Source organism: Testudinibacter sp. P27/CKL/0425 (genome assembly GCF_052931395.1).
On sequence record NZ_CM128801.1, the window covers coordinates 586,698 to 606,970 of the forward strand.

Annotated in this window: 17 protein-coding genes; 11 read left to right on the top strand and 6 right to left on the bottom strand. The window is 45.0% G+C overall.

What is annotated here, in order from left to right:
* Positions 1–9: 9 nt before the first annotated feature.
* A complete protein-coding gene (locus ACUHGC_RS02980) occupies positions 10–1,311 on the bottom strand; it encodes a TRAP transporter large permease (protein WP_446834192.1) in 1,302 nt (433 codons plus the stop codon).
* Positions 1,312–1,336: 25 nt separating this feature from the next.
* Positions 1,337–1,813, bottom strand: a complete 477-nt coding sequence (locus ACUHGC_RS02985; RefSeq protein WP_446834193.1) for a TRAP transporter small permease — start codon at positions 1,811–1,813, stop codon at positions 1,337–1,339.
* 251 nt (positions 1,814–2,064) lie between these two features.
* Here ACUHGC_RS02985 and ACUHGC_RS02990 point away from each other — a divergent pair, with 251 nt between their 5' ends.
* From ACUHGC_RS02990 to ACUHGC_RS03015, 6 genes are all read left to right on the top strand, one after another.
* A complete protein-coding gene (locus ACUHGC_RS02990; RefSeq protein WP_446834194.1) occupies positions 2,065–3,054 on the top strand; it encodes a TRAP transporter substrate-binding protein in 990 nt (329 codons plus the stop codon).
* An 81-nt stretch (positions 3,055–3,135) separates the two neighbouring features.
* Positions 3,136–4,584: a mannitol dehydrogenase family protein gene (locus tag ACUHGC_RS02995; protein ID WP_446834195.1), complete on the top strand. Its 1,449-nt coding sequence runs from the start codon at positions 3,136–3,138 to the stop codon at positions 4,582–4,584.
* A 4-nt stretch (positions 4,585–4,588) separates the two neighbouring features.
* Positions 4,589–5,992 (top strand): glucuronate isomerase, encoded by a 1,404-nt coding sequence (gene uxaC / locus ACUHGC_RS03000; RefSeq protein ID WP_446834196.1) that lies wholly within the window; start codon positions 4,589–4,591, stop codon positions 5,990–5,992.
* Between the two features lie 9 nt (positions 5,993–6,001).
* Entirely contained in the window at positions 6,002–6,946 is a 945-nt protein-coding gene (kdgK, locus tag ACUHGC_RS03005; protein ID WP_446834197.1) for a 2-dehydro-3-deoxygluconokinase, read from the top strand.
* A gap of 111 nt (positions 6,947–7,057) precedes the next feature.
* Positions 7,058–8,077 (top strand): glycerophosphodiester phosphodiesterase family protein, encoded by a 1,020-nt coding sequence (locus tag ACUHGC_RS03010; RefSeq protein WP_446834198.1) that lies wholly within the window; start codon positions 7,058–7,060, stop codon positions 8,075–8,077.
* Positions 8,078–8,246: 169 nt separating this feature from the next.
* Positions 8,247–9,077 carry a MurR/RpiR family transcriptional regulator gene (locus ACUHGC_RS03015; RefSeq protein WP_446834199.1) on the top strand — a complete coding sequence of 277 codons (831 nt, stop codon included), beginning with the start codon at positions 8,247–8,249 and terminating at the stop codon, positions 9,075–9,077.
* 64 nt (positions 9,078–9,141) lie between these two features.
* Here the strand turns inward: ACUHGC_RS03015 and iolB are convergent, their stop codons facing one another.
* Positions 9,142–9,963, bottom strand: coding sequence for a 5-deoxy-glucuronate isomerase (gene iolB, locus ACUHGC_RS03020; protein ID WP_446834200.1), 822 nt, complete (start codon positions 9,961–9,963; stop codon positions 9,142–9,144).
* A gap of 221 nt (positions 9,964–10,184) precedes the next feature.
* Between iolB and ACUHGC_RS03025 the strand changes: the two genes are divergently transcribed.
* From ACUHGC_RS03025 to ACUHGC_RS03045, 5 genes are all read left to right on the top strand, one after another.
* Positions 10,185–11,699: a CoA-acylating methylmalonate-semialdehyde dehydrogenase gene (locus tag ACUHGC_RS03025; protein ID WP_446834201.1), complete on the top strand. Its 1,515-nt coding sequence runs from the start codon at positions 10,185–10,187 to the stop codon at positions 11,697–11,699.
* A 74-nt stretch (positions 11,700–11,773) separates the two neighbouring features.
* The gene (locus ACUHGC_RS03030) at positions 11,774–12,910 is read left to right on the top strand and encodes a Gfo/Idh/MocA family protein (RefSeq protein ID WP_446834202.1); all 1,137 of its coding nucleotides are present in this window, start codon (positions 11,774–11,776) and stop codon (positions 12,908–12,910) included.
* 264 nt (positions 12,911–13,174) lie between these two features.
* On the top strand, positions 13,175–14,104 hold the full coding sequence (locus tag ACUHGC_RS03035) for a substrate-binding domain-containing protein (RefSeq protein WP_446834203.1): 930 nt from the start codon (positions 13,175–13,177) through the stop codon (positions 14,102–14,104).
* A gap of 60 nt (positions 14,105–14,164) precedes the next feature.
* Positions 14,165–15,703 (top strand): sugar ABC transporter ATP-binding protein, encoded by a 1,539-nt coding sequence (locus tag ACUHGC_RS03040; protein WP_446834204.1) that lies wholly within the window; start codon positions 14,165–14,167, stop codon positions 15,701–15,703.
* A 27-nt stretch (positions 15,704–15,730) separates the two neighbouring features.
* Complete coding sequence (locus ACUHGC_RS03045; protein WP_446834205.1) at positions 15,731–16,759, top strand: ABC transporter permease; 1,029 nt, start codon at positions 15,731–15,733, stop codon at positions 16,757–16,759.
* Positions 16,760–17,184: 425 nt separating this feature from the next.
* Here the strand turns inward: ACUHGC_RS03045 and ACUHGC_RS03050 are convergent, their stop codons facing one another.
* Genes ACUHGC_RS03050 through ACUHGC_RS03060 form a run of 3 tightly spaced genes read right to left on the bottom strand, consistent with a single transcriptional unit; the run spans position 17,185 to position 20,264 of the window.
* The gene (locus tag ACUHGC_RS03050) at positions 17,185–18,108 is read right to left on the bottom strand and encodes a substrate-binding domain-containing protein (RefSeq protein ID WP_446834206.1); all 924 of its coding nucleotides are present in this window, start codon (positions 18,106–18,108) and stop codon (positions 17,185–17,187) included.
* 50 nt (positions 18,109–18,158) lie between these two features.
* On the bottom strand, positions 18,159–19,046 hold the full coding sequence (locus ACUHGC_RS03055; RefSeq protein ID WP_446834207.1) for a sugar phosphate isomerase/epimerase family protein: 888 nt from the start codon (positions 19,044–19,046) through the stop codon (positions 18,159–18,161).
* Positions 19,047–19,100: 54 nt separating this feature from the next.
* A complete protein-coding gene (locus ACUHGC_RS03060; RefSeq protein ID WP_446834208.1) occupies positions 19,101–20,264 on the bottom strand; it encodes a Gfo/Idh/MocA family protein in 1,164 nt (387 codons plus the stop codon).
* Positions 20,265–20,273: the final 9 nt, after the last annotated feature.

Consider the following 20,273-nt stretch of genomic DNA (forward strand, 5'->3'; position numbering starts at 1 on the left):
CCTATTCAATTAGTAACCGAGGAAAAAGCGAGGAAGCGCCAAGCTTAATTCCGGAATAAATGTAACTAACATCAATGCCACGATAAGTACGGCATAGAATGGTAATAATGGTTTGATCACTTTATCAATTTTAACGCCACCGACAGAGCAGCCGATAAATAACGCACTGCCTACCGGTGGTGTACAAATCCCGATAGATAAGTTAAATGCCATTAAAACACCAAAGTGAACGGGATCCATTCCTAGTTCGGTTACAATTGGGAAAAAGATTGGTGTAAAAATAAGAAGTGCCGGTGTCATATCCATGAAAACACCTACAATTAACAAAATAACGTTGATGATTAATAGAATAACAATTGGATTTTCTGAAACGGTTAACAGTGCGTCACTAATGGTATAAGGAATATCAGCATTTGCCATTGCCCAAGACATCCCCATTGATGTACCGATTAGTAGTAAAACGATAGATGTTGTAACGACAGAATCTAAAATAATTTTCGGTAGTTGCTTTAATGAAACTTCACGGTAGAAAACTGATGCCAAAATTAAGGTGTACACAACGGCAAAGGCAGATGCTTCGGTTGCGGTGAAAATTCCGCCGACAATCCCCCCCATGATGACAACAATGAGTCCGAGACTAGGTAGTGCGTCTAATGTTTTTTTAATGACTTCTGACTTTGTTGGTCTTGGTGATATCGGATAATTTCTTTTTTTGGCAATGATACAGATGACGGTCATTAGCGCCAATCCCATTAGGATGCCAGGGATATAACCGGCTAAAAACAGTGCGCCGATAGAGGTACCACCGGAAATTAAGGAGTAAACGATAAACGTATTGCTTGGCGGAATCAGTAGCCCGGTTGGTGATGAAGTGATATTTACTGCGGCAGAAAAGGCGGGGTCATAGCCCTCTTTTTTCTGTAATGGTGCCATTGTTCCGCCTACGGCAGCAGCAGACGCTACGGCAGAACCGGAGATTGAACCGAACATCATATTGGCTAATACGTTCACGTGTGCTAATGAGCCCGGCAAGCGTCCTCCAAGCACTTTTGCAAATTCAATCAGGCGAAGCGCTATTCCACCTTGATTCATAATGTTACCGGCTAAAATAAAGAATGGAATTGCCAGTAATGAAAAACTGTCTAATCCGGAAGCCATTTTTTGTGAAATAACCGTAATCGCCGCATCAAATGGAATTGAAAGCATGATGGTGATTAATGATGAAAGACCGATGGCAAAGGAAATTGGTACGCCAATAAAGAGGAAAAAGAAGAACGTTGAACAAAGTACGATAACTGTTGACCATTCCATATTACTTACCTTTTGTCAAAAATGACTAACTATTTAATTCTTTAGAAATATCTCTAATGAGATAAATCAACATAAAGATGCCGCTCAGTGGGATTGCAAAATAGACCCACCCCATTTGAATCCCAAGTACCGGAGAAATTTGCCCGGCGTTCATAGTGTCAAGAACTAGTTTGCTGCCGCCATAGCACATAATTAATACAATAAAAAACAGACTAATAATGTTGATTAGTAAATTAAGAAGATTGTGCTTTTTAGGTGACGATTCTAATTTTGTCAGCAGCAAATCAATAGCAAGATGCTTTTTTTGTCCCAATGCGTAAGCCGCACCGATGAGACCGACCCAGATAAAGAGAAAGCGTGCAATTTCATCGGTATAAGTGCTTGGTTGATTCAGCACATAGCGTGAAAAAACTTGCCATACAACACAGACGACTAAGAATACACTCAGCGTAACGCATAGTGCGGATAATGTTTTATCTATTGTTGATATAAATTTAGCCATGATATTCCTTAATATTGAATAAAAATGGTGAGGCTGGAGTATTTTGGTATGCCAAAATATACATCAAAGCCATTTTATAGCAATTAATAATTATTTATTTTGTGATCTGGCTCACCAATATCGTCATATTGGCTTGATATCTTATCAATACCTTGTACGATTCTTGTCAACCACCGCCAAGAGGAAGTGAGGCTTGTGGGTAATTTCAACTTAACTAACCTTAAGCAGTAACCAAAACGGAGACTCTGTATATGTTGACTAAGAAAACAATTCTTTCATGTGCTTTAACGACGCTTTTATCCGCGGGCATTGCATTTAGTGCCTCGGCAAAGACAACATTAAAATTAAGCCACAATAATGATAAAACTCACCCGGTTCATATCTCGATGCAATATATGGCGGATGAAGTGAAAAAACTGACAGACGGAGAGGTTATTGTTCGTATTTATCCTAACAGCCAATTGGGAACTCAGCGTGAATCAATGGAACTCTTGCAGGCGGGTTCTTTAGATATGGCAAAATCCAATGCCAGTGAGTTGGAAACATTTGAGGCTTCTTATGGGGCATATAATTTGCCATATTTATTCCGCAATACCGATCATTACTATCGCGTTTTATCCGATAAAGATGTAGGACAAAAAATTCTATCCGCTTCCCAAGGAAAGGGTTTTATCGGCTTGACGTATTACGACGGCGGTGCTCGCAGCTTCTATGCCAGCAAACCGATTCGCTCACCTGCAGATCTGGTCGGTATGAAAATTCGTGTTCAACCGAGCCCAAGTGCGGTTGAGATGATTAAATTAATGGGCGCTTCACCAACACCGCTGGCTTACGGCGAATTATATACCGCATTACAACAAAAAGTGGTTGATGGTGCCGAGAATAATCCAACGGCTTTAACCTTGGCGCGTCATGGCGAAGTTTCCAAATACTTCAGTCAAGATGAACATACTATGATCCCGGATGTATTGGTCATCGGTGAAAAAGCATGGGCTAAATTGACGCCGGAACAACAAGTTGCGTTAAAACAAGCCGCTGACGCTTCCATGATGTATCACAAAGATTTATGGGTGAAAATGATTGCGGAGAACGCACAAGAAGCGAAAGATAAAATGGGTGTAGAGTTTATCGAAGTTGAAAAACAACCATTTATTGATGCGGTGAAGAGTATGCACGATAAAGCCTTAAATGATCCGGCTATCGGTGAATATATCCAAAAAATTGATGCGCTGGCGAACTAAATCATCGCAAAGCGAAAGGAAGAGGATACTGTGAAAGGGCAGTATCCTCTTTTCGTAAAATCGGATTAATAAGGACGTAATATGAATGAGATTCAACCAGTTAACTATAGTAAGGCAAAACTAAAATCTAAAATCGTTCACCTCGGTTTCGGCGCTTTCCACCGTGCGCATCAGGCACTGTTTGCTGATCAGCTGGCACGGGTTTCAGACAGTGACTGGGGTTATGCCGAAGTCAATTTAATCGGTGGTGAAATGCTGATTGAATTGCTGAAAAAACAGGATTTGCAATATTGTGTATTGGAAAAGGGCAACGGCAAAAATACCGCTAAAATCATCAATTCAGTATGCGAAGCGTTGCACGCAAAAGTGGACGGCATCGAGGCGGTGTTGGAAAAAATGGCAGAGCCGCAAGTTGCGATTGTATCGCTGACCGTTACCGAAAAAGGCTATTGTACCGATTTGGCAACCGGCAAACTGGATTTGAATAATCCGTTGATTCAACAGGATCTGGCTAATCCGCAACAGCCGACTTCCGCTATCGGATATATTGTGGAAGCATTGCGCCGCCGCAAAGCCCGCAATCTTGCACCGTTTACGGTGATGTCTTGCGACAATGTGATGGAAAACGGGCATATTGCCAAAAGTGCGGTTTTAGAATTGGCATACCAAATTGATGAAACACTGGCACAGTGGATTGAACAACACGTTACTTTCCCTTGCACTATGGTTGATCGAATTGTGCCGGCGGCAACCGAAGAAACCTTGCAGGAGATTGCCGAGGTTTTAGGCTATGACGATCCGTGCGGCATTGCTTGTGAAGCGTTCAGACAATGGGTGATTGAAGACAACTTTGTTGCTGGTCGCCCGCAATGGGAGCTGGTCGGTGCAGAATTGGTTGCCGATGTGCGCCCGTTTGAGCAGATGAAACTGCGTATGCTAAACGGCAGCCACTCTTTCTTGGCGTATTTGGGGTATCTGGGCGGCTATCAACATATTTCTGACACCATGACCGATCCGCATTACCGTGCTGCAGCGCATCAATTGATGTTGCAAGAACAAGCCACCACCCTCGCCATGCCAGAAGGCATTAATCTGCAGAACTATGCCGATTTGTTGATTGACCGCTTTACCAACCCAAGCCTGAAACACCGCACTTGGCAAATTGCAATGGACGGCAGCCAAAAATTGCCGCCTCGCTTGTTGGAGTCGATAGCGTTTCATCTGGAAAACAATAGCTCGTTCCGATTATTGGCGTTGGCAGTTGCCGGTTGGGCGCGTTATGTCAGCGGCATTGACGAGAACCAACAGCCGATTGAGGTGAAAGATCCGATGGCGGAACAGCTTGCTGCCATTTATGCCAAGTGCGGTTTAGATGTTGCCGTTGTCGATGAATTATTGAAACTGGAGAACATCTTCCCTGCGGAGCTAGCGGCGAACCCGACGTTTGTTGAACACGTCCGCACGGCCTATCAAACTTTGTTAGATCATGGCGCGCGTCAAGCGGTCGCCGATGCGTTAGCACAGGAGTAACATCATGAAAGCGTTTATGTGTGAAGATTTTTTGTTATCAACCGAAACCGCACGCCGTTTGTATCACGACTATGCGGCACAGCAACCAATTTTTGATTACCACTGCCATCTTAACCCGAAAGAGATCGCTGAAAACCGCCGTTTTAACGATTTAACCGAAATTTGGCTGGAGGGCGATCACTATAAATGGCGGGCATTGCGTACCGCCGGTGTCGAAGAGCGGTTGATCACCGGTGATGCCAGCAACTATGAAAAATATCAAGCATGGGCAAATACCGTGCCGCAGTGTATCGGCAACCCGATTTATCACTGGACGCATTTGGAGCTGCGTCGTCCGTTCGGCATTCGTGAAACCCTGCTTAACCCGCAAAATGCCGACAAAATCTGGCAACAATGCAACGAAATGCTGCAAGATAGCCGCTTTTCGGCACGTGGCATTATGCAGCAGATGAACGTGAAACTGGTCGGCACGACCGATGATCCGATTGACAGCTTGGAATACCACCAACAGATTACCGATGATGTCACTTTTGATATTGACGTTGTGTCGAGCTTCCGACCGGATAAAGTCTTTAAAATCGAACTACCGCACTTTAATGACTATTTGGCACAACTTAGTGCGGTCAGCGATGTAGAGATTCTCAGCTTTGCCGATTTACAACAGGCATTATTGAAACGCTTGGCACACTTTGATGCGCACGGCTGTAAATCTGCCGATCACGGGATTGAAATTCTGCGCTTCGCACCGATTCCGGCGGAAAGTGAATTGAATCATATTTTGCGTTTGCGGCGTGATAACCAACCGTTGACGGAGTTGCAAATCGCACAATTCAGCACCGCCGTCTTAGTGTGGCTGGGCGAACAGTACCACCGTTTGAATTGGGTAATGCAATTGCATATCGGTGCGCTGCGCAACAATAACAGCCGTATGTTCAAGCTGCTGGGTGCAGATGCCGGTTTTGATTCCATCGCCGACCGCACGTTTGCCGAACCGCTTTCTCGCTTGCTTGACAGCATGGATCAGCATGACTGCCTGCCGAAAACCATCATTTATTGCCTGAACCCGAGAGACAACGAAATGATCGGCAGCATGATTGGCAATTTCCAAGGCGGTGGCGTTGCTGGCAAAATTCAGTTCGGTTCGGGCTGGTGGTTTAACGATCAAAAAGACGGCATGGAACGCCAATTACAACAGCTTTCCCAATTAGGGCTGCTCAGTCGGTTTGTCGGTATGTTGACCGATTCCCGTAGCTTCTTGTCTTACACCCGCCATGAATATTTCCGCCGCATTCTGTGTGAAATGTTGGGGCAATGGGTTGAGAAAGGCGAAGCACCGAATGATCTGACGCTGTTGGGCGGCATGGTTAATGACATCTGTTTCAACAATGCCAAACACTATTTTAAATAAGGGTGTCGCATGAAAAAAATAGCGATTATCGGTGAATGTATGGTCGAGCTGGCACTGAAAGGGACGCAGCCGCCACAGTTGGGATTCGGTGGCGACAGTTTAAATACGGCGGTCTATCTGGCTCGGCAATTAACCCAAAGTGCGGTATCCATTTATTATGTCACCGCACTTGGACAAGATCCGTTCAGTGCGCAAATGCTGGCGCACTGGCAGCAGGAGGGCATCAACATCGATTTAGTGCAGCAGCTGCCGGATAAATTACCCGGTCTGTATTCGATCGTAACTGATGAACAGGGCGAGCGCAGCTTTTACTACTGGCGCAACGATGCCGCTGCCCGTTATCTGTTGAAAACCGCTGACAGTGCCGCCATCGTGCAGCAACTGGTTGGCTTTGATTACCTGTATCTCAGCGGCATCAGCGTGGCGATTTTGGATCACGCCAGCCGTGAAACCTTGTATCAGCTGCTTGCCGATTTTAAACGGCAAGGTGGAAAAGTGATTTTTGACAACAATTTCCGCCCACGCCTGTGGGAGTCGATTGCCAGCGCAAGGGAGGTGTATCAGCGGATTTTGTCTTTCACCGATATTGCTTTCCTCACGCTTGATGATGAAACCGCACTTTGGGCAGACGATTCAGCGCATCAAAGCGCGGTTGAAGCGGTGATCGCACGCACCCAAACCTATGGCGTGGCGGAAATCGTGATTAAACGTGGCGCAGACAGTTGCATCATCACCCAAGGCGAACAGCGTACAGAGGTGGCTGCAAACCGTATCGCCGCCGACAAGGTGATCGACACCACCGCCGCCGGCGATTCTTTCAGCGCCGGGTATCTGGCAGCACGCTTGAGCGGTGAATCCGCCGAACAAGCGGCACAACAAGGACATCGCCTCGCTGGCACGGTGATTCAATATCGGGGCGCGATTATTCCGCCGGAGGTCATGCCGAGCCGCTAAAATAAACGGCTGCTGTCATCTTTTTATCATACGGCAGCCTTATAATCGTGCTCTATTTGTATTGATTTATCGTCATAAATAGTCTTAATTGCACTCAAGGAAAACATCTAGATGAAACACAAAATCAGCAGCGCACTGGCGCTCTTATTATCCCTGACCGCACTTTCGGCAACCGCCGCCCCGAACCATGTTGATGCGATTTTAGAACGGTTGAGCAACGCCAATCAACATCGTGATCATGTGATGGTTGCCGCTCACCGTGGCTTATGGAACAAACACGGGCAAACCGTCTATCCGGAAGCCTCGGTGTCTTCGGTGCGTAAAGCAATTGAATTGGGCATTGAAATCGTGGAACAAGATATTCGCCAGTCAAAAGACTGGGTGTTTATCGTACTGCATGACGAAGAGCTAGAGCGCACCACCACCTGCACAGGCTTGGCAAAAGAGAAAACTCTGCAAGAGCTGAAACAGTGTAAATTGAAAATCGTCAATCAAGGGCAAGAAACCATCACCGATGAACAGATCCCGACATTGGAAGAGCTGTATGTTGAAATCAACGGTAAAATCTTACTCAATTTAGACAATAAAATCGGTTACGAACACTTCCCTGAAATGTTCCGTTTGGCACAAAAACACGGTGTCGAAAAACAAATTCTGGCATCGGTGAACCAAAACACTCCTGAACAGCGTGAAAGTGCGAAGAAAATCAATGCCGATTTGGCGCAGTACGGTGTGAACCTGATGCCGAACATCTACGACAGCCATGTAGATTTTGAGCTGTACAAAACCGTGTTGGAAGAATACAAACCGAAACTGGTGCAATTGCGTAATGCGCATAAGCTGGGACAACCGCTCACTCAAGACGGCGGCATTTTCTTCAGCGATGAAAGCCGTGAACTAGCGAAAAAATACAACACCCACTATTGGGTGAACACCTTGTATGATCCGGGTACAACACCGGGATTGCGCTCCGGCGGCCGAGGCGATGAGATGGCATTCTATGCTAAATTGCCGAATGAAGTGTTTGGCTTCTGGGTCAACAAAGGCGTAACCATTTTCCAAACCGACGAGCCTGAGTTTTTATTGGATTGGCTAACCGAAAACGGCTATCGTAAGCCTTATAAGAACTAACCTGTTCACTCGAACCGTATTTTTAATAACCGCTGGTGGAATTTTCACTGGCGGTTATTTTTATGAAATAAATTTTCTATTTTGTTAAATAACAACCAATTAATGACTTATAATTAGACAAAAAAGCGCTTATACTAGTTAAAAATTTATTGGTTGAGAAGAATAAAATATGAATAAATCCCTTGAGCTGGAGCAGTTGGAAAGCCAGATTCGTGAGCGTTATGATAATTTGAGCAAACGGCTGAAGCAGGTCGCGAAATATATTTTAGATAATCCGAATAGCATTGTATTTGATACTGTCGCTGTGATTGCCGAGCGGGCGGATGTGCCGCCTTCCACTTTAATTCGCTTCGCCAATGCGTTCGGTTATGGCGGATTTAATGAAATGAAACAGATATTTCGCGAAAATTTGATGGAAGAAACCGTCAATTATAGCGAGCGTGCGCTACTATTCGATCAAATTGATCCGGAAAATGCGACACAGGGCGCGCCGAATGAGATTTTAAGCGTATTTGCGCAGGCAAACCACCAAGCGTTATTGCAATTGAGCGCACAAATTAGCCGTGAACAATTAGAAAGAGCGGTTGATATACTGCATTCTGCCAATAATATTTTTATTATCGGTTTGAAGCGTTCGTTCAGTGTGGCGAGCTACTTGAATTATGCCCTGCATCACCTTAATTGCCATTCGTATATTATTGATGGTTTGGGCGGAATGTTCGAGGAGCAACTGAATTTAATTAAGCCGGGAGATGTGGTGGTGGCAATCAGCTTCTCGCCGTATGCCAAAGAAACGCTGAATATTATGAACGCCGCAGCTAAAAATGGCGTGAAACAAATCGCGATTACTGACAGCCAAATCAGCCCGTTAATCAGCTTCAGCGATGAAGCCTTTATCGTTAAGGAAGCGCAAGTCAGCGGCTTCCGCTCGCAGTGCGCCACTATGACGCTGGTACAAACGCTGGCAATTTCTTTGGCGTTTAAGCGTAATGAGGGATAACACTCGAAGCCAAGTTAAAAAATAAGCGGCTGTAATGAGCCGCTTATTTGTTTATTTCAAATGACTATTTAAATTTCGCCGCATATTCTTCGCTGTTAATCCACTGGTGATCTTGTTCCCAAGTGAAACGCCATTTGCGCACCGGCCCTGCCATGACATTCAGATAATAGTTGTTGTAGCCTGCGATAGTGGCGACCGGGTGATAGCCTTTCGGTACTTTGACCACATCGCCGTCATACACTGCCATGCATTCATCCAAAGTGCGGTCGTCGGTATAAACGCGTTGCAGGCAGAAGCCTTGTGGCGGGTCGAAACGGTGATAGTAAGTCTCTTCCAAATAGGTTTCATGTTCAGATGCTTTTTGATCGTGCTTGTGGCTCGGGAAAGAGCTGGTGTTGCCTTCATCGGTAAACACTTCCACCACCAATAAGCTGTCGGCGGCTTCCGTTTCCGGCAGAATATTATGCACTAAGCGTTTATTGTTGCCATAACCGCGTTTTTCCACGCCGACATCTTCCGGTTTGATCACTCGGATTGGCAGATTGCCGTTACTCGGTGCGCGGCAGATCGCCAGTTCAAGCTCGGTTTCGGCAATAACCAAAACTTGTTTTTGGTGCGGAACATACAGTGAATATGGCGGAATACGTTCAAACGGCGAAGTGCGGTTTCCGAGATGTTCGAAAATTTTGGCATCGACTGCAAATGAGGCATAGCCTGATACCACCACAAAGCAGGTTTCGGTATTGTCGGTATTGATTTCAATATTTTTACCGGCTGATAAATGCAGCAATTCAAAACCGACATATTCCCATCCGGCATTTTGTGGGGTGATTTGTTGGCGAAAGCCGTCATCGACAGATTTGGATTTGGATAATAATGGACTCATGCTTAACCTCATTTTATTGTTGGCACGTTAGATATAATCAGTATAAAGGACAACCGCATTTTGCTGAACGGGATCTTTCTTAAGATTCTACTTAGATCACAAAAAATGAAATAAAAATTTCATTTTTTCGATTTTCGGTTGAAAAAACTGTTTCGTAAGAGTATCGTGTAATGGAAATTTGCACTTATTGTCATCAGTTAATTTTTTCGTCGAGGAGAAGTATGAGCCAGTTTATTCCAAATTTTATCAACGGAGAAACCGTTGAAAGCCAAAGTTCCCATTTAGCGCCTGTTTTCAATCCGGCTACCGGCGAGCAAACCAAGCAAGTCAAACTGAGCACTGCCAGCGAAGTAGAAGCGGCAATTGCAGCGGCGCAAGCAGCTTATCCGGATTGGTCGCAGCAATCACCATTGCGTCGCGCACGCGTATTGTTCAAATTTAAAGAGTTATTGGAAGCGAATTTTGATGAGCTGGCAAAATTAATCACCAACGAGCACGGCAAAATTTATTCGGATTCTATCGGTGAATTGACTCGCGGTTTGGAAGTGGTGGAATTTGCGACCGGCATACCGCACTTGCTGAAAGGGGAGTTTTCAGCCAATGTCGGACGCGGCATCGATACGCATTCGGTTATGCAGCCGTTGGGTGTGGTCGCAGGTATAACGCCGTTCAATTTCCCGGCAATGGTGCCGATGTGGATGTTCCCGATTGCTTTGGCTTGCGGTAACACCTTTATTTTGAAACCGTCGGAGAAAGATCCGTCGCTGTCGATTCGCTTAGCGGAGTTGTTAAAACAAGCGGGCTTGCCTGACGGGGTGTTTAACGTGGTGCAAGGCGACAAGGAAGCAGTGGACGTGTTGTTGCGTGATCCGCGTATTCAAGCGGTGAGCTTTGTCGGCTCAACTCCGATTGCACAGTATATTTATGAAACCGGTTCGGCTCACGGCAAACGCGTGCAAGCCCTCGGCGGCGCGAAAAACCATGCGTTGATCATGCCGGATGCGGATATCGAAATGACCGCAAATGCCTTACTGGGCGCGGCATTTGGTGCGGCGGGCGAGCGTTGTATGGCGTTGTCGGTTGCGGTGACTACCGATGACAAAGTGGCGGATGCGATTGTAAACAGCCTGAAACCAAAAGTCGAAGCGTTGCGTATCGGCCCGGGTGTGTTGCCGGAAGGACAAAAAGAAAATGATATGGGGCCGTTAATTTCCAAAGTACATTTGGAAAAAGTGTCCGGTTATGTTGATCAAGGTGAAGCGGCTGGTGCGACCTTGGTGGTTGATGGTCGTAACTATAAAGTAGCGGGGCATGAAAACGGCTATTTCATCGGCGGAACCTTATTTGATCATGTAACCACTGAGATGAGCATTTACCAAGAAGAAATCTTCGGGCCGGTACTGTGTGTGGTGCGGGCAAAAGATTATGCTTCGGCGATTAAATTGATTAATGATCACCAATATGGCAACGGCAGTGCGATTTTCACCAGTGACGGCGATGCCGCCAGACAGTACAGCCAAGATGTGCAAGCGGGCATGGTGGGCATTAACGTGCCGATTCCGGTGCCGATGGCGTTCCATTGCTTCGGTGGTTGGAAAGCCTCCATTTTTGGTCCGTTAAATGCGTATGGTCCGGATGGGGTGCGCTTCTATACCCGCATGAAAACCATTACCAGCCGTTGGCCTAACCATAATGTGCGCGAACAAGGCGCAGCATTCAGTATGCCAACATTATAATTTCAGCGATACAACGAGCATGGGCGGATTAAATATCCGCCCATTTTTGAGTGAAAAGAAAAAAGGGGGATGCAATGGAAAAAGTGAGAGTCGGACTAATCGGTACCGGTTATATCGGGCGCTGTCATGCAATTGCTTATGCGCAAGCGCCGGCAGTCTTTAATTTACAAGGCAAGCTAGAGCTGGAATATTTGGCAGAGATTACCCCCGAGCTTGCGGCACAAAAAGCACATGAATTCGGTTTCAAACGTTCAACCGGCGATTGGCGCGAAGTGGTCAGTGATCCGAATGTCGACGTCGTGGATATTTGCACGCCTAATTTTTTGCATAAAGAGATTGCGTTGGAAGCGATTAAACACGGCAAACACGTTTACTCGGAGAAGCCGCTAGCCTTAACCGCACTTGAAGCCAAACAGATGTATGATGCTGCTGAGAAGGCGGGCGTGAAAACGTTAGTTGGCTTTAATTATATGAAAAACCCGACCAGCCAACTGGCAAGGGAAATCATTGCTAACGGCGAAATCGGTGAAGTGATTCATTTCTACGGTACACATAATGAGGATTATCTTGCCAGCCCGAATACGCCGATCGATTGGCATTGTTACCGTGCAAAAGCGGGTTTGGGTGCATTGGGCGATATTGGCGCGCACATTGTTAATATGGCGCAATATCTGCTCGGTGAAAAGGTTGTTAGTGTCAGCGGTGATCTGCAAACGGTGATTAAACAACGCCCGGATCCGCAAGATAACACTAAATTGGTTGAGGTGGAAAACGAAGATCAAGCCAGTGCGCTATTGCGATTTGCTGACGGCACAATGGGAACGATCGAAACCTCAAGAATTGCTAGCGGTCGAAAAATGGGGTTGACGTATGTTGTCACCGGCACCAAAGGCACTCTTAGTTATACTCAAGAGCGGATGGCGGAATTGAAATTGTACCTGCATGATGACGATCTGGCTCGCCAGGGATTTAAAACGATTTTGACCGGGCCCTTACATCCGGATTACAAACCGTTTTGTGTCAGTGCCGGTCACGGAATTGGCTTTAACGATCAAAAAACCGTTGAAATCCGCGATTTGATTATGGGACTGACTGAAAATAGACCGATGTGGCCGGATTTTGCCGAAGGCTATTATGTTTCTCGGATTCTGGAAGCGATCGCGAAATCTGCCGAAATAAAACGCTGGGTTGATGTCAGCGAAATGGATTAATCGAGCTAAAAATGAAATAAAGCAGATCATTTTTATGATCTGCTTAACAGAAATGAAACATAATTTCCAATCTTAATTGACAGAGTTGCATTGCGTGCTATTCTCATCGACATGAAATGAATTAAACATTTCATATTTTTAATATCTTGATTTTTTGTTCGGTATTAAATAAGTCACATTACACGTCTTAATTATTCGATAAATAAACATGACGTATCTATGATTGATGTTTTTTCGAATCATTCAATATCATGAGGTGAATATATGAAAAAATGCAGTAAATTGGCTCTTTCCTTCTTGGCTAGCACATTGGCTTTCAGCGTTTATGCGAAAGACGAATTGGTTGTTTTTAGCCTACCGAATTTATCCAGTCCTTTTGAAGTCCAGATGTCCAAAGTCGCAATCAATACCGCGAAAGAACTGCAATTTAATTTGCAAGTTTTGGACGGTCAAAGCAGCTCAACTAAACAAGCAGCTGACCTTGAGAATGCAATTACCAAAGGCGCAAAAGGCATTATTATCGCACCAAATGATGTGAATGCGATTGCCGCAGCGGTTGAAGAAATTATTGCTGAAAAAATTCCGGCGGCAACTTTAGATCGCAAAGTACAAAGCAGTGAGCCGATCGCACATTTCGGCGCAAATAACTATACCGGCGGGCAAGAGATTGCCAATGTGGTCAAAGGTAAATTTCCGGATGGCGCGAATATTATCCTGTTAAGCGGTCAGCCGGGCTCCAGCTCGAATATTGAACGGATGAACGGGATTCGTGAAGGGCTAAAAGACGCCAAATACAACATCGTGGTTGACCAAACCGGTAACTGGTTACGTTCCGAAGGGTTACGGATCATTGAGAGTGTGCTGCCGACACTGAAACAAAAACCGGATGTGATTTTATCAGCAAATGATGATATGGCATTAGGCGCAATTGAAGCCTTAACCGGACTGGGCTATAAAGCCGGTGATATTCTGGTGACCGGATTTGATGCAGGCCCGGAAGCGCTATCGCGGATTAAAGACGGCTGGTTGTATGCAACTGCTGATCAACGCCCGAGTTATGCGGTCAAAACCGCACTTGAACAAGTCGTTTCCAAAGCGCGTGGTGAAGGTGAGGTTCAGGGACTAGACTTTGCACCGACAATTATTACTCAAAGCAATTTGAATGATGCTGAACGAATCGGAGAAGTAAAATAATTAGCAGCTAAATTTTCGGTCTTTATATCGCGATATAAAGACCGAATCTGTGAGGTTTATATGTCAGTCCCTTTATTAAAAGTCCAGAATCTGAGCAAAAGTTTTTCCGGTGTGATGGCGTTGAACGGGGTGCAGCTCGAAGTCGCGGCAGGTGAAGTTCATGCCCTGTTGGGCGAGAACGGTGCGGGAAAATCAACATTGCTGAAAGCCTTGTCCGGCGCACAGCCGCAAACCAGCGGCGAGATTATTTTTAACGGCAAACCGTTGGATATTAATGATACGCCACACGCTAGACAATTGCAGGGTATCGTCACCATTTACCAGGAATTTAACCTATTGCCGAACATGACAGTGGCAGAAAATTTCTTTCTGGGGAGAGAACCGTTAAAAAATGGCCTTTTTGTTGATCGCAAAAACTTAGAGCAAGAAGCCAAAATGGTGTTGGATAATCTGAAGCTCAATATTTCCCCGAATGCACAAGTGGCGTCTTTAAGTGTTGCGAAACAGCAAATGGTAGAAATCGCACGCGCGTTGACCCTCAATGCCAAGTTGATCATTATGGATGAGCCCTCTGCCGCATTGAGCGATAAAGAAGTCGAAACCTTGCATCAGATTGTGAGAGACTTAAAGGGCCGCGGTGTCAGCATTATTTATGTTACCCACCGCTTAAACGAGGTCTTTGCATTATGTGATCGTTTCACCGTTTTCCAAGACGGGAAATATACCGGTCAAGGTAATGTTGCTGAAACCAATGTAGATGAAATCATCCGAATGATGGTTGGACGCAATGTCATTTTTAGTCGTCGCCCACCTAGTGAAACCCACCATACCGACAAACCTGTTGTACTCTCGGTTCGCCATTTAAGAAAAGAGAAACCGAAAATGGATCCGCATGGCATCGCGTTGCATGATGTCAGCTTTGACATTCATCAAGGCGAGGTGCTGGGTATTGCAGGGCTAGTCGGCGCAGGTAGAACCGAAATTGCGCGCTGTCTTTTCGGGGCGGACGAGTATAAATCCGGTGAAGTCAAATTAAATGGCGAGCCTTATCACGCAACCTCACCATTAGAAGCGTTAGAAAAAGGGATTGCATTAGTGCCGGAAGATCGTAAAAAAGAGGGCTTGGTATTGGGGCTGCCGATTAGAACCAATATGACCTTATCGAATTTAAAAAATCTGCTCAGCATGAAATGGTTTGTGAATGAAAACCGTGAAACCGATTTGATCGAAGCCTATCGTCAGGCGTTGCGGATTAAAATGGCGAGCGCTTCCCTTGAGGCGCGTAAATTGTCCGGCGGGAATCAACAAAAAATTATTCTTGCCCGTTGTATGTCTTTGCAACCGAAAGTATTAATTGTTGATGAGCCGACCCGCGGCATTGATGTCGGGGCTAAATCCGAGGTGCATCAGGTGTTGTTTGACATGGCGAAAAAAGGGGTTGCCGTTTTGGTAATTTCATCCGATTTGCCGGAAATTATGGCGATTTCGGATCGGATTATCACATTGTCGGAAGGTAAAGTCACTGGCGAAATCCATGGCGATGATGCAACAGAAGAAAAATTGATGTCAATGATGGCGATCGGTGTAAACCGGAATTAAGCAGCCTTGTAAGATAAGGAAATGATTATGTTTGAGAATATGCTAAAAAATTTAGGAATTGTGGATGAAAACGGCAAAAAAGATCCGATAGCTTTTTTTGAACGTTTTGGAGTGTTGGTATTTCTAGTCTTTTTGGTTATCTTTTTCCAATTCCAGAATAGTGCGTTTTTATCCGAACGCAATATCTTCAATATCCTGACCGAAGTCTCTATTTTCGGGATTATGGCGGTCGGTATGACCTTTGTGATTTTGACCGCGGGTATCGATCTATCGGTCGGCTCGATTCTAGCCGTGTGTGCGATTTTCGCTGCGTATGTGATTAAAGGCGACAACACTGTAACAGTTGAACCCGGCGCATGGGGCGGCATGAGTTGGTTAATCGGCTTAGGGATCTGCTTAGCAATGGGAACCTTTATCGGCTGGTTACACGGCTTGGGCGTGACTAAACTGAAAATCCCACCGTTTATCGTTACCTTAGGTGGCATGACCATTTGGCGTGGATTAACATTAGTGATTAATGATGGTGCACCGATCGCGGGTTTTGACCAAGGCTATCGCTGGTGGGGGCGTGGCGATCTGCTAGGTATTCCGGTGCCGGTAGTGATTTTTGCTATCGTTGCGATTCTCGGTTATATCGCATTGCATAAAACCCGTTGGGGACGTTATGTTTATGCTGTCGGCGGCAATCCGGAAGCGGCGCGTTTGGCAGGGGTGAATATCAACCGCACTTTAGTCAGTGTGTATGTCGTGATCGGCGCATTAGCAGGTTTGGCTGGCTTTATCCTCAGCGCCCGCTTAGGTAGCGCAGAATCCGTTGCCGGTGTAGCTTTTGAATTGCGGGTTATTGCCTCAGTCGTTATCGGCGGTACTTCTCTTATGGGAGGTTACGGCCGGATTACCGGTACTATCTTCGGCTCGATTATTATGGGCGTGTTGATTAACGGCTTGGTCTTGATGGATGTTTCCGCCTACTACCAACAAATTATCATGGGTGCGATTATTATCCTTGCGGTATCGTTTGATACTTATGCGAAGAGCAGAAGAGGGGCGGTGTGATTTTAGTTTAGTTTAGAACGTGTAAGAGTCCAAAAACAGAAGATCAGAATTGGTCTTCTGTTTTTTTATAGTTGTTATTTCAATTACGTATTTTTTCATGATATGTTGAAGAGCAAACCAAGAGTATTATGTGCAATTCAATGACCTCGTGTTAGAAACACGCTGAAATTTTAGATATGCAGGGTTTCTTGCTGGAAAATGTATTATAGATAACGTAATGAATACTAGGGTGGGAGTGGATTGTTAATTGAAACCGCTGCTATAAAGAGTAACATGGCAGTCAATAAGCGGTAAGGTTCTTGCTACAGTTGAGTAAGATATATCCCTGAAGAGGATGGTATATACAAGATAAGGAAGAAAGAGATTTGAACGCAAAAGCCATTTGATAATTACAAATGGCTTTTTTCCGTGATTAACTAAAAGAGCTACTTCAACTCGACTATTCTCTCTGCTTCGGTAACATTTTCTTTCTTGATAATCATCGGTGCGAAGTCCAATCCTTCGATTTCGGTTCCATTTCGCAATTTAGCGGCAATTTGGCTCAGCGCGGTGCTAACAGCATAGCTTGGACGTTGATCTGCGGTCACATACAGCCAATCGTCTTGTATTCTTGATAGCGCTTCTGGACCCGCATCAAAGCCAGTTACCGTAATTTCACCAGCCTTATAACCCAAAGCGCGTAGTGCTTCAATCGCCCCCATCGCCATATCATCATTTGCTGATAAAATCACATCCGGTTTTTGTTTTAACGTAGGTAGCACACTTTCAATGATTCGTAATCCTTCTGAACGTAGCCAGTTACCAGTTTGATCTACCAAAATATTATAAGTGTCACCGTATGATTTCAACTCATCCCGAATGCCTTTTGTGCGCTCAATATTTGATGTTGACCCTGGTTGCCCGGTGAGCAAGATAATATTTGCACCATTCGGAAATTTTGCTTTTACTTCTTGTGCAATTTTTTGTCCACCTAGATAATTATTGGCACCAAAGTGCGGTATGTTTCTTGAGCTACTGACTTTTCTATCTACCGTAGCGACAATGACACCAGTATCTAGCGCATCTTCAACTGCTGCCGCGATGGCATTGACATCATTGGGGGCAATTAAAATGGCTTTTGCGCCTCGAGTAACGGCATTATCTACATCGGAAACCTGTTTAGTTGAACTGTCCTGTCCGTCTAGGACTTGCATTTTCAAATTCAATTGTTTACCCGCTTCCGTTGCTGCCTGGCTCATTTTGATTTGGAAAGGGCTGTATAAACTTGGCGAGCTGAATGTCACAAATTCATCTTTTGCCGCTGCATTTAAGGCGAGTGTTGCCCCTAGTAATAACACCAGTTTTTTCATAATGATGATCCTCAATATGTGATTAGTAAAGGTTATCTAGTTTAAAACCGTTATTTTCCAAGTAATTCCTTTTCAATTCGCTCTCTGGCTCTAGGTGCTTCTACGGCCATTTTTTCAGGAAAACCGAACATAGATACACAAGCAATTGATTCGCCACCGACAGCAAAAGTGCGGTCTGAAAATTTCATTTTTCTCAAGCTTTCAAAGATGCCGCCAAAATCAACCTCACCTTCGCCTAATGGCAAATGTTGATGAATGGTTGAGCAACAACCTGGAGGATTCATGATATAGCGACAATCTATGGTGTGATTATGGGTATCGGCAAATAAGATATGGGACAGATCTTCACCTGCATAATCCAGCATAGCGCGCACATCGCCTTTACCTTTATCATAGAAAAATCCGTGCGGGCTCGAATATACATATTTCAGATGATCTGAACGATAAGATTTTACTATGTCGACGGTTTCATTATTCAACTCACAAAAATCATAGGGGTGCGATTGAATTTCACAACGGATACCATATTTTTCAAATAATGGTAATAATTCGTCCAAAGAGCGAAATAACATACCGTTACAGATTTCTGGTTGGTGCGGATCTCCCGATAATTCGGTATTAATCACCCGTACGTCCATGCTGTCAGCAATTTCAATCATGCGCTTCCAGTTAGCCACTGCGTGACTTCGTTGCTCTTCCGTTGGACCTGACCAACGGTAAACAACGATAAACGATGAAATCTCTACTCCGGTGCGTTGAAGTGCGGTACGGTATTCTTGCTCACACTCTTTTGAGAATAGTGGGTGTTTATAAAACGGATTAATCCGTGGATGTGGAGATTGTTCGATATATTTATACCCCCAGTCTGCTACTTGGTGAACCATATCGGAGATGCTCATTTGTTTAGCGAGCACATCAACGTCAAATGCAATTTTCATAAGATTACCTCTTTGTGTGTTGCGGAATGATTCAAAATATAGATACTTGGCTATTTACCGGTAGTCCACCCAAATTGCGCCTGCATCAGCGGATTTGACGCAATTTTCAACCCAGCGTACACCCTCGACACCAGCATTAATATCTGGATACCAAAAATCAAATGGCAACCCATTATCTTTAGCAACGATGGCTTCAGCAAAACGGGCGTATAAATTCGACCAAGCCTCAAATAGTCCTTCAGGGTGTCCGCCACCGATACGATCTTCTAGTAGGGCACTATCATGTAAATAACCCATGCCACGCTCTAAAATACGTACGGGTTCACCTTGTATTTCCAGGCGCAATTGATTAGGTTGTTCGTCCCACCATTCAATACTGGCTTTTTCACCAATAATTCGAATACGTTGCCCGTGCATTGAGCCAGCATTCACACAGCTTGACCAGACACTACCAACAGCACCAGTGTTATATTGCATTAATGTCAAGGCGTTATCTTCTAATGGCGCACGACTTGTAACAAAACTTTGTCTGGAGCACAACAGACGCTTAATTTTCAAGTGTGGTAATAATACTTCGGAAATAAATAGCGGATGAGTGCCTAAATCGCCTAATACATAACTAGGTCCAGCCATTTTTGGATCGACCCGCCACTTTGTGCTCTCCGTATCTTTTTCGACGGCAACATTATGGAAGCCATGGGCAAATTCCATTTTAACAATTCGAATTTCACCGAGTACGTCATCGGCAATCAAACGCCGACCTTCCTCTAAAACTTGATGCCCAGAATAACCGTAAGTGACACCGACAATACGCTGTTTCTGTTTTGCTAGTGCAGCCAATTCCTCTGCTTCCGCTATGCTAAAGCAGAGTGGTTTTTCACAAATAACGTGCAAGTTTGCTTCTAAGGCGGCTTTGCAAATTTCGTAGTGCGTCCCATTCGGTGTGGCGATTGATACCGCTTCAATACCGTCAGGGCGGTTTGCCTCTTGAGTAAATAGTGTTTTGTAGTCTGGATAGCAGCGTTCAGGATTAATATGTAGTTGCTCAGCAAATGCTTTTCCTCTTGTAAAATCTAAATCGAATGCGCCAGCAACTAATTCAAAGCAAAAGTCGCGTAATGCAGCTGAACGATGGATGTAACCAATTTGACTTCCTTTGCCACCACCAACCATTGCCCAACGTATTGGTCTTTCGACCCGTTTTTCTCCGTAAATCATGTTTCTCTC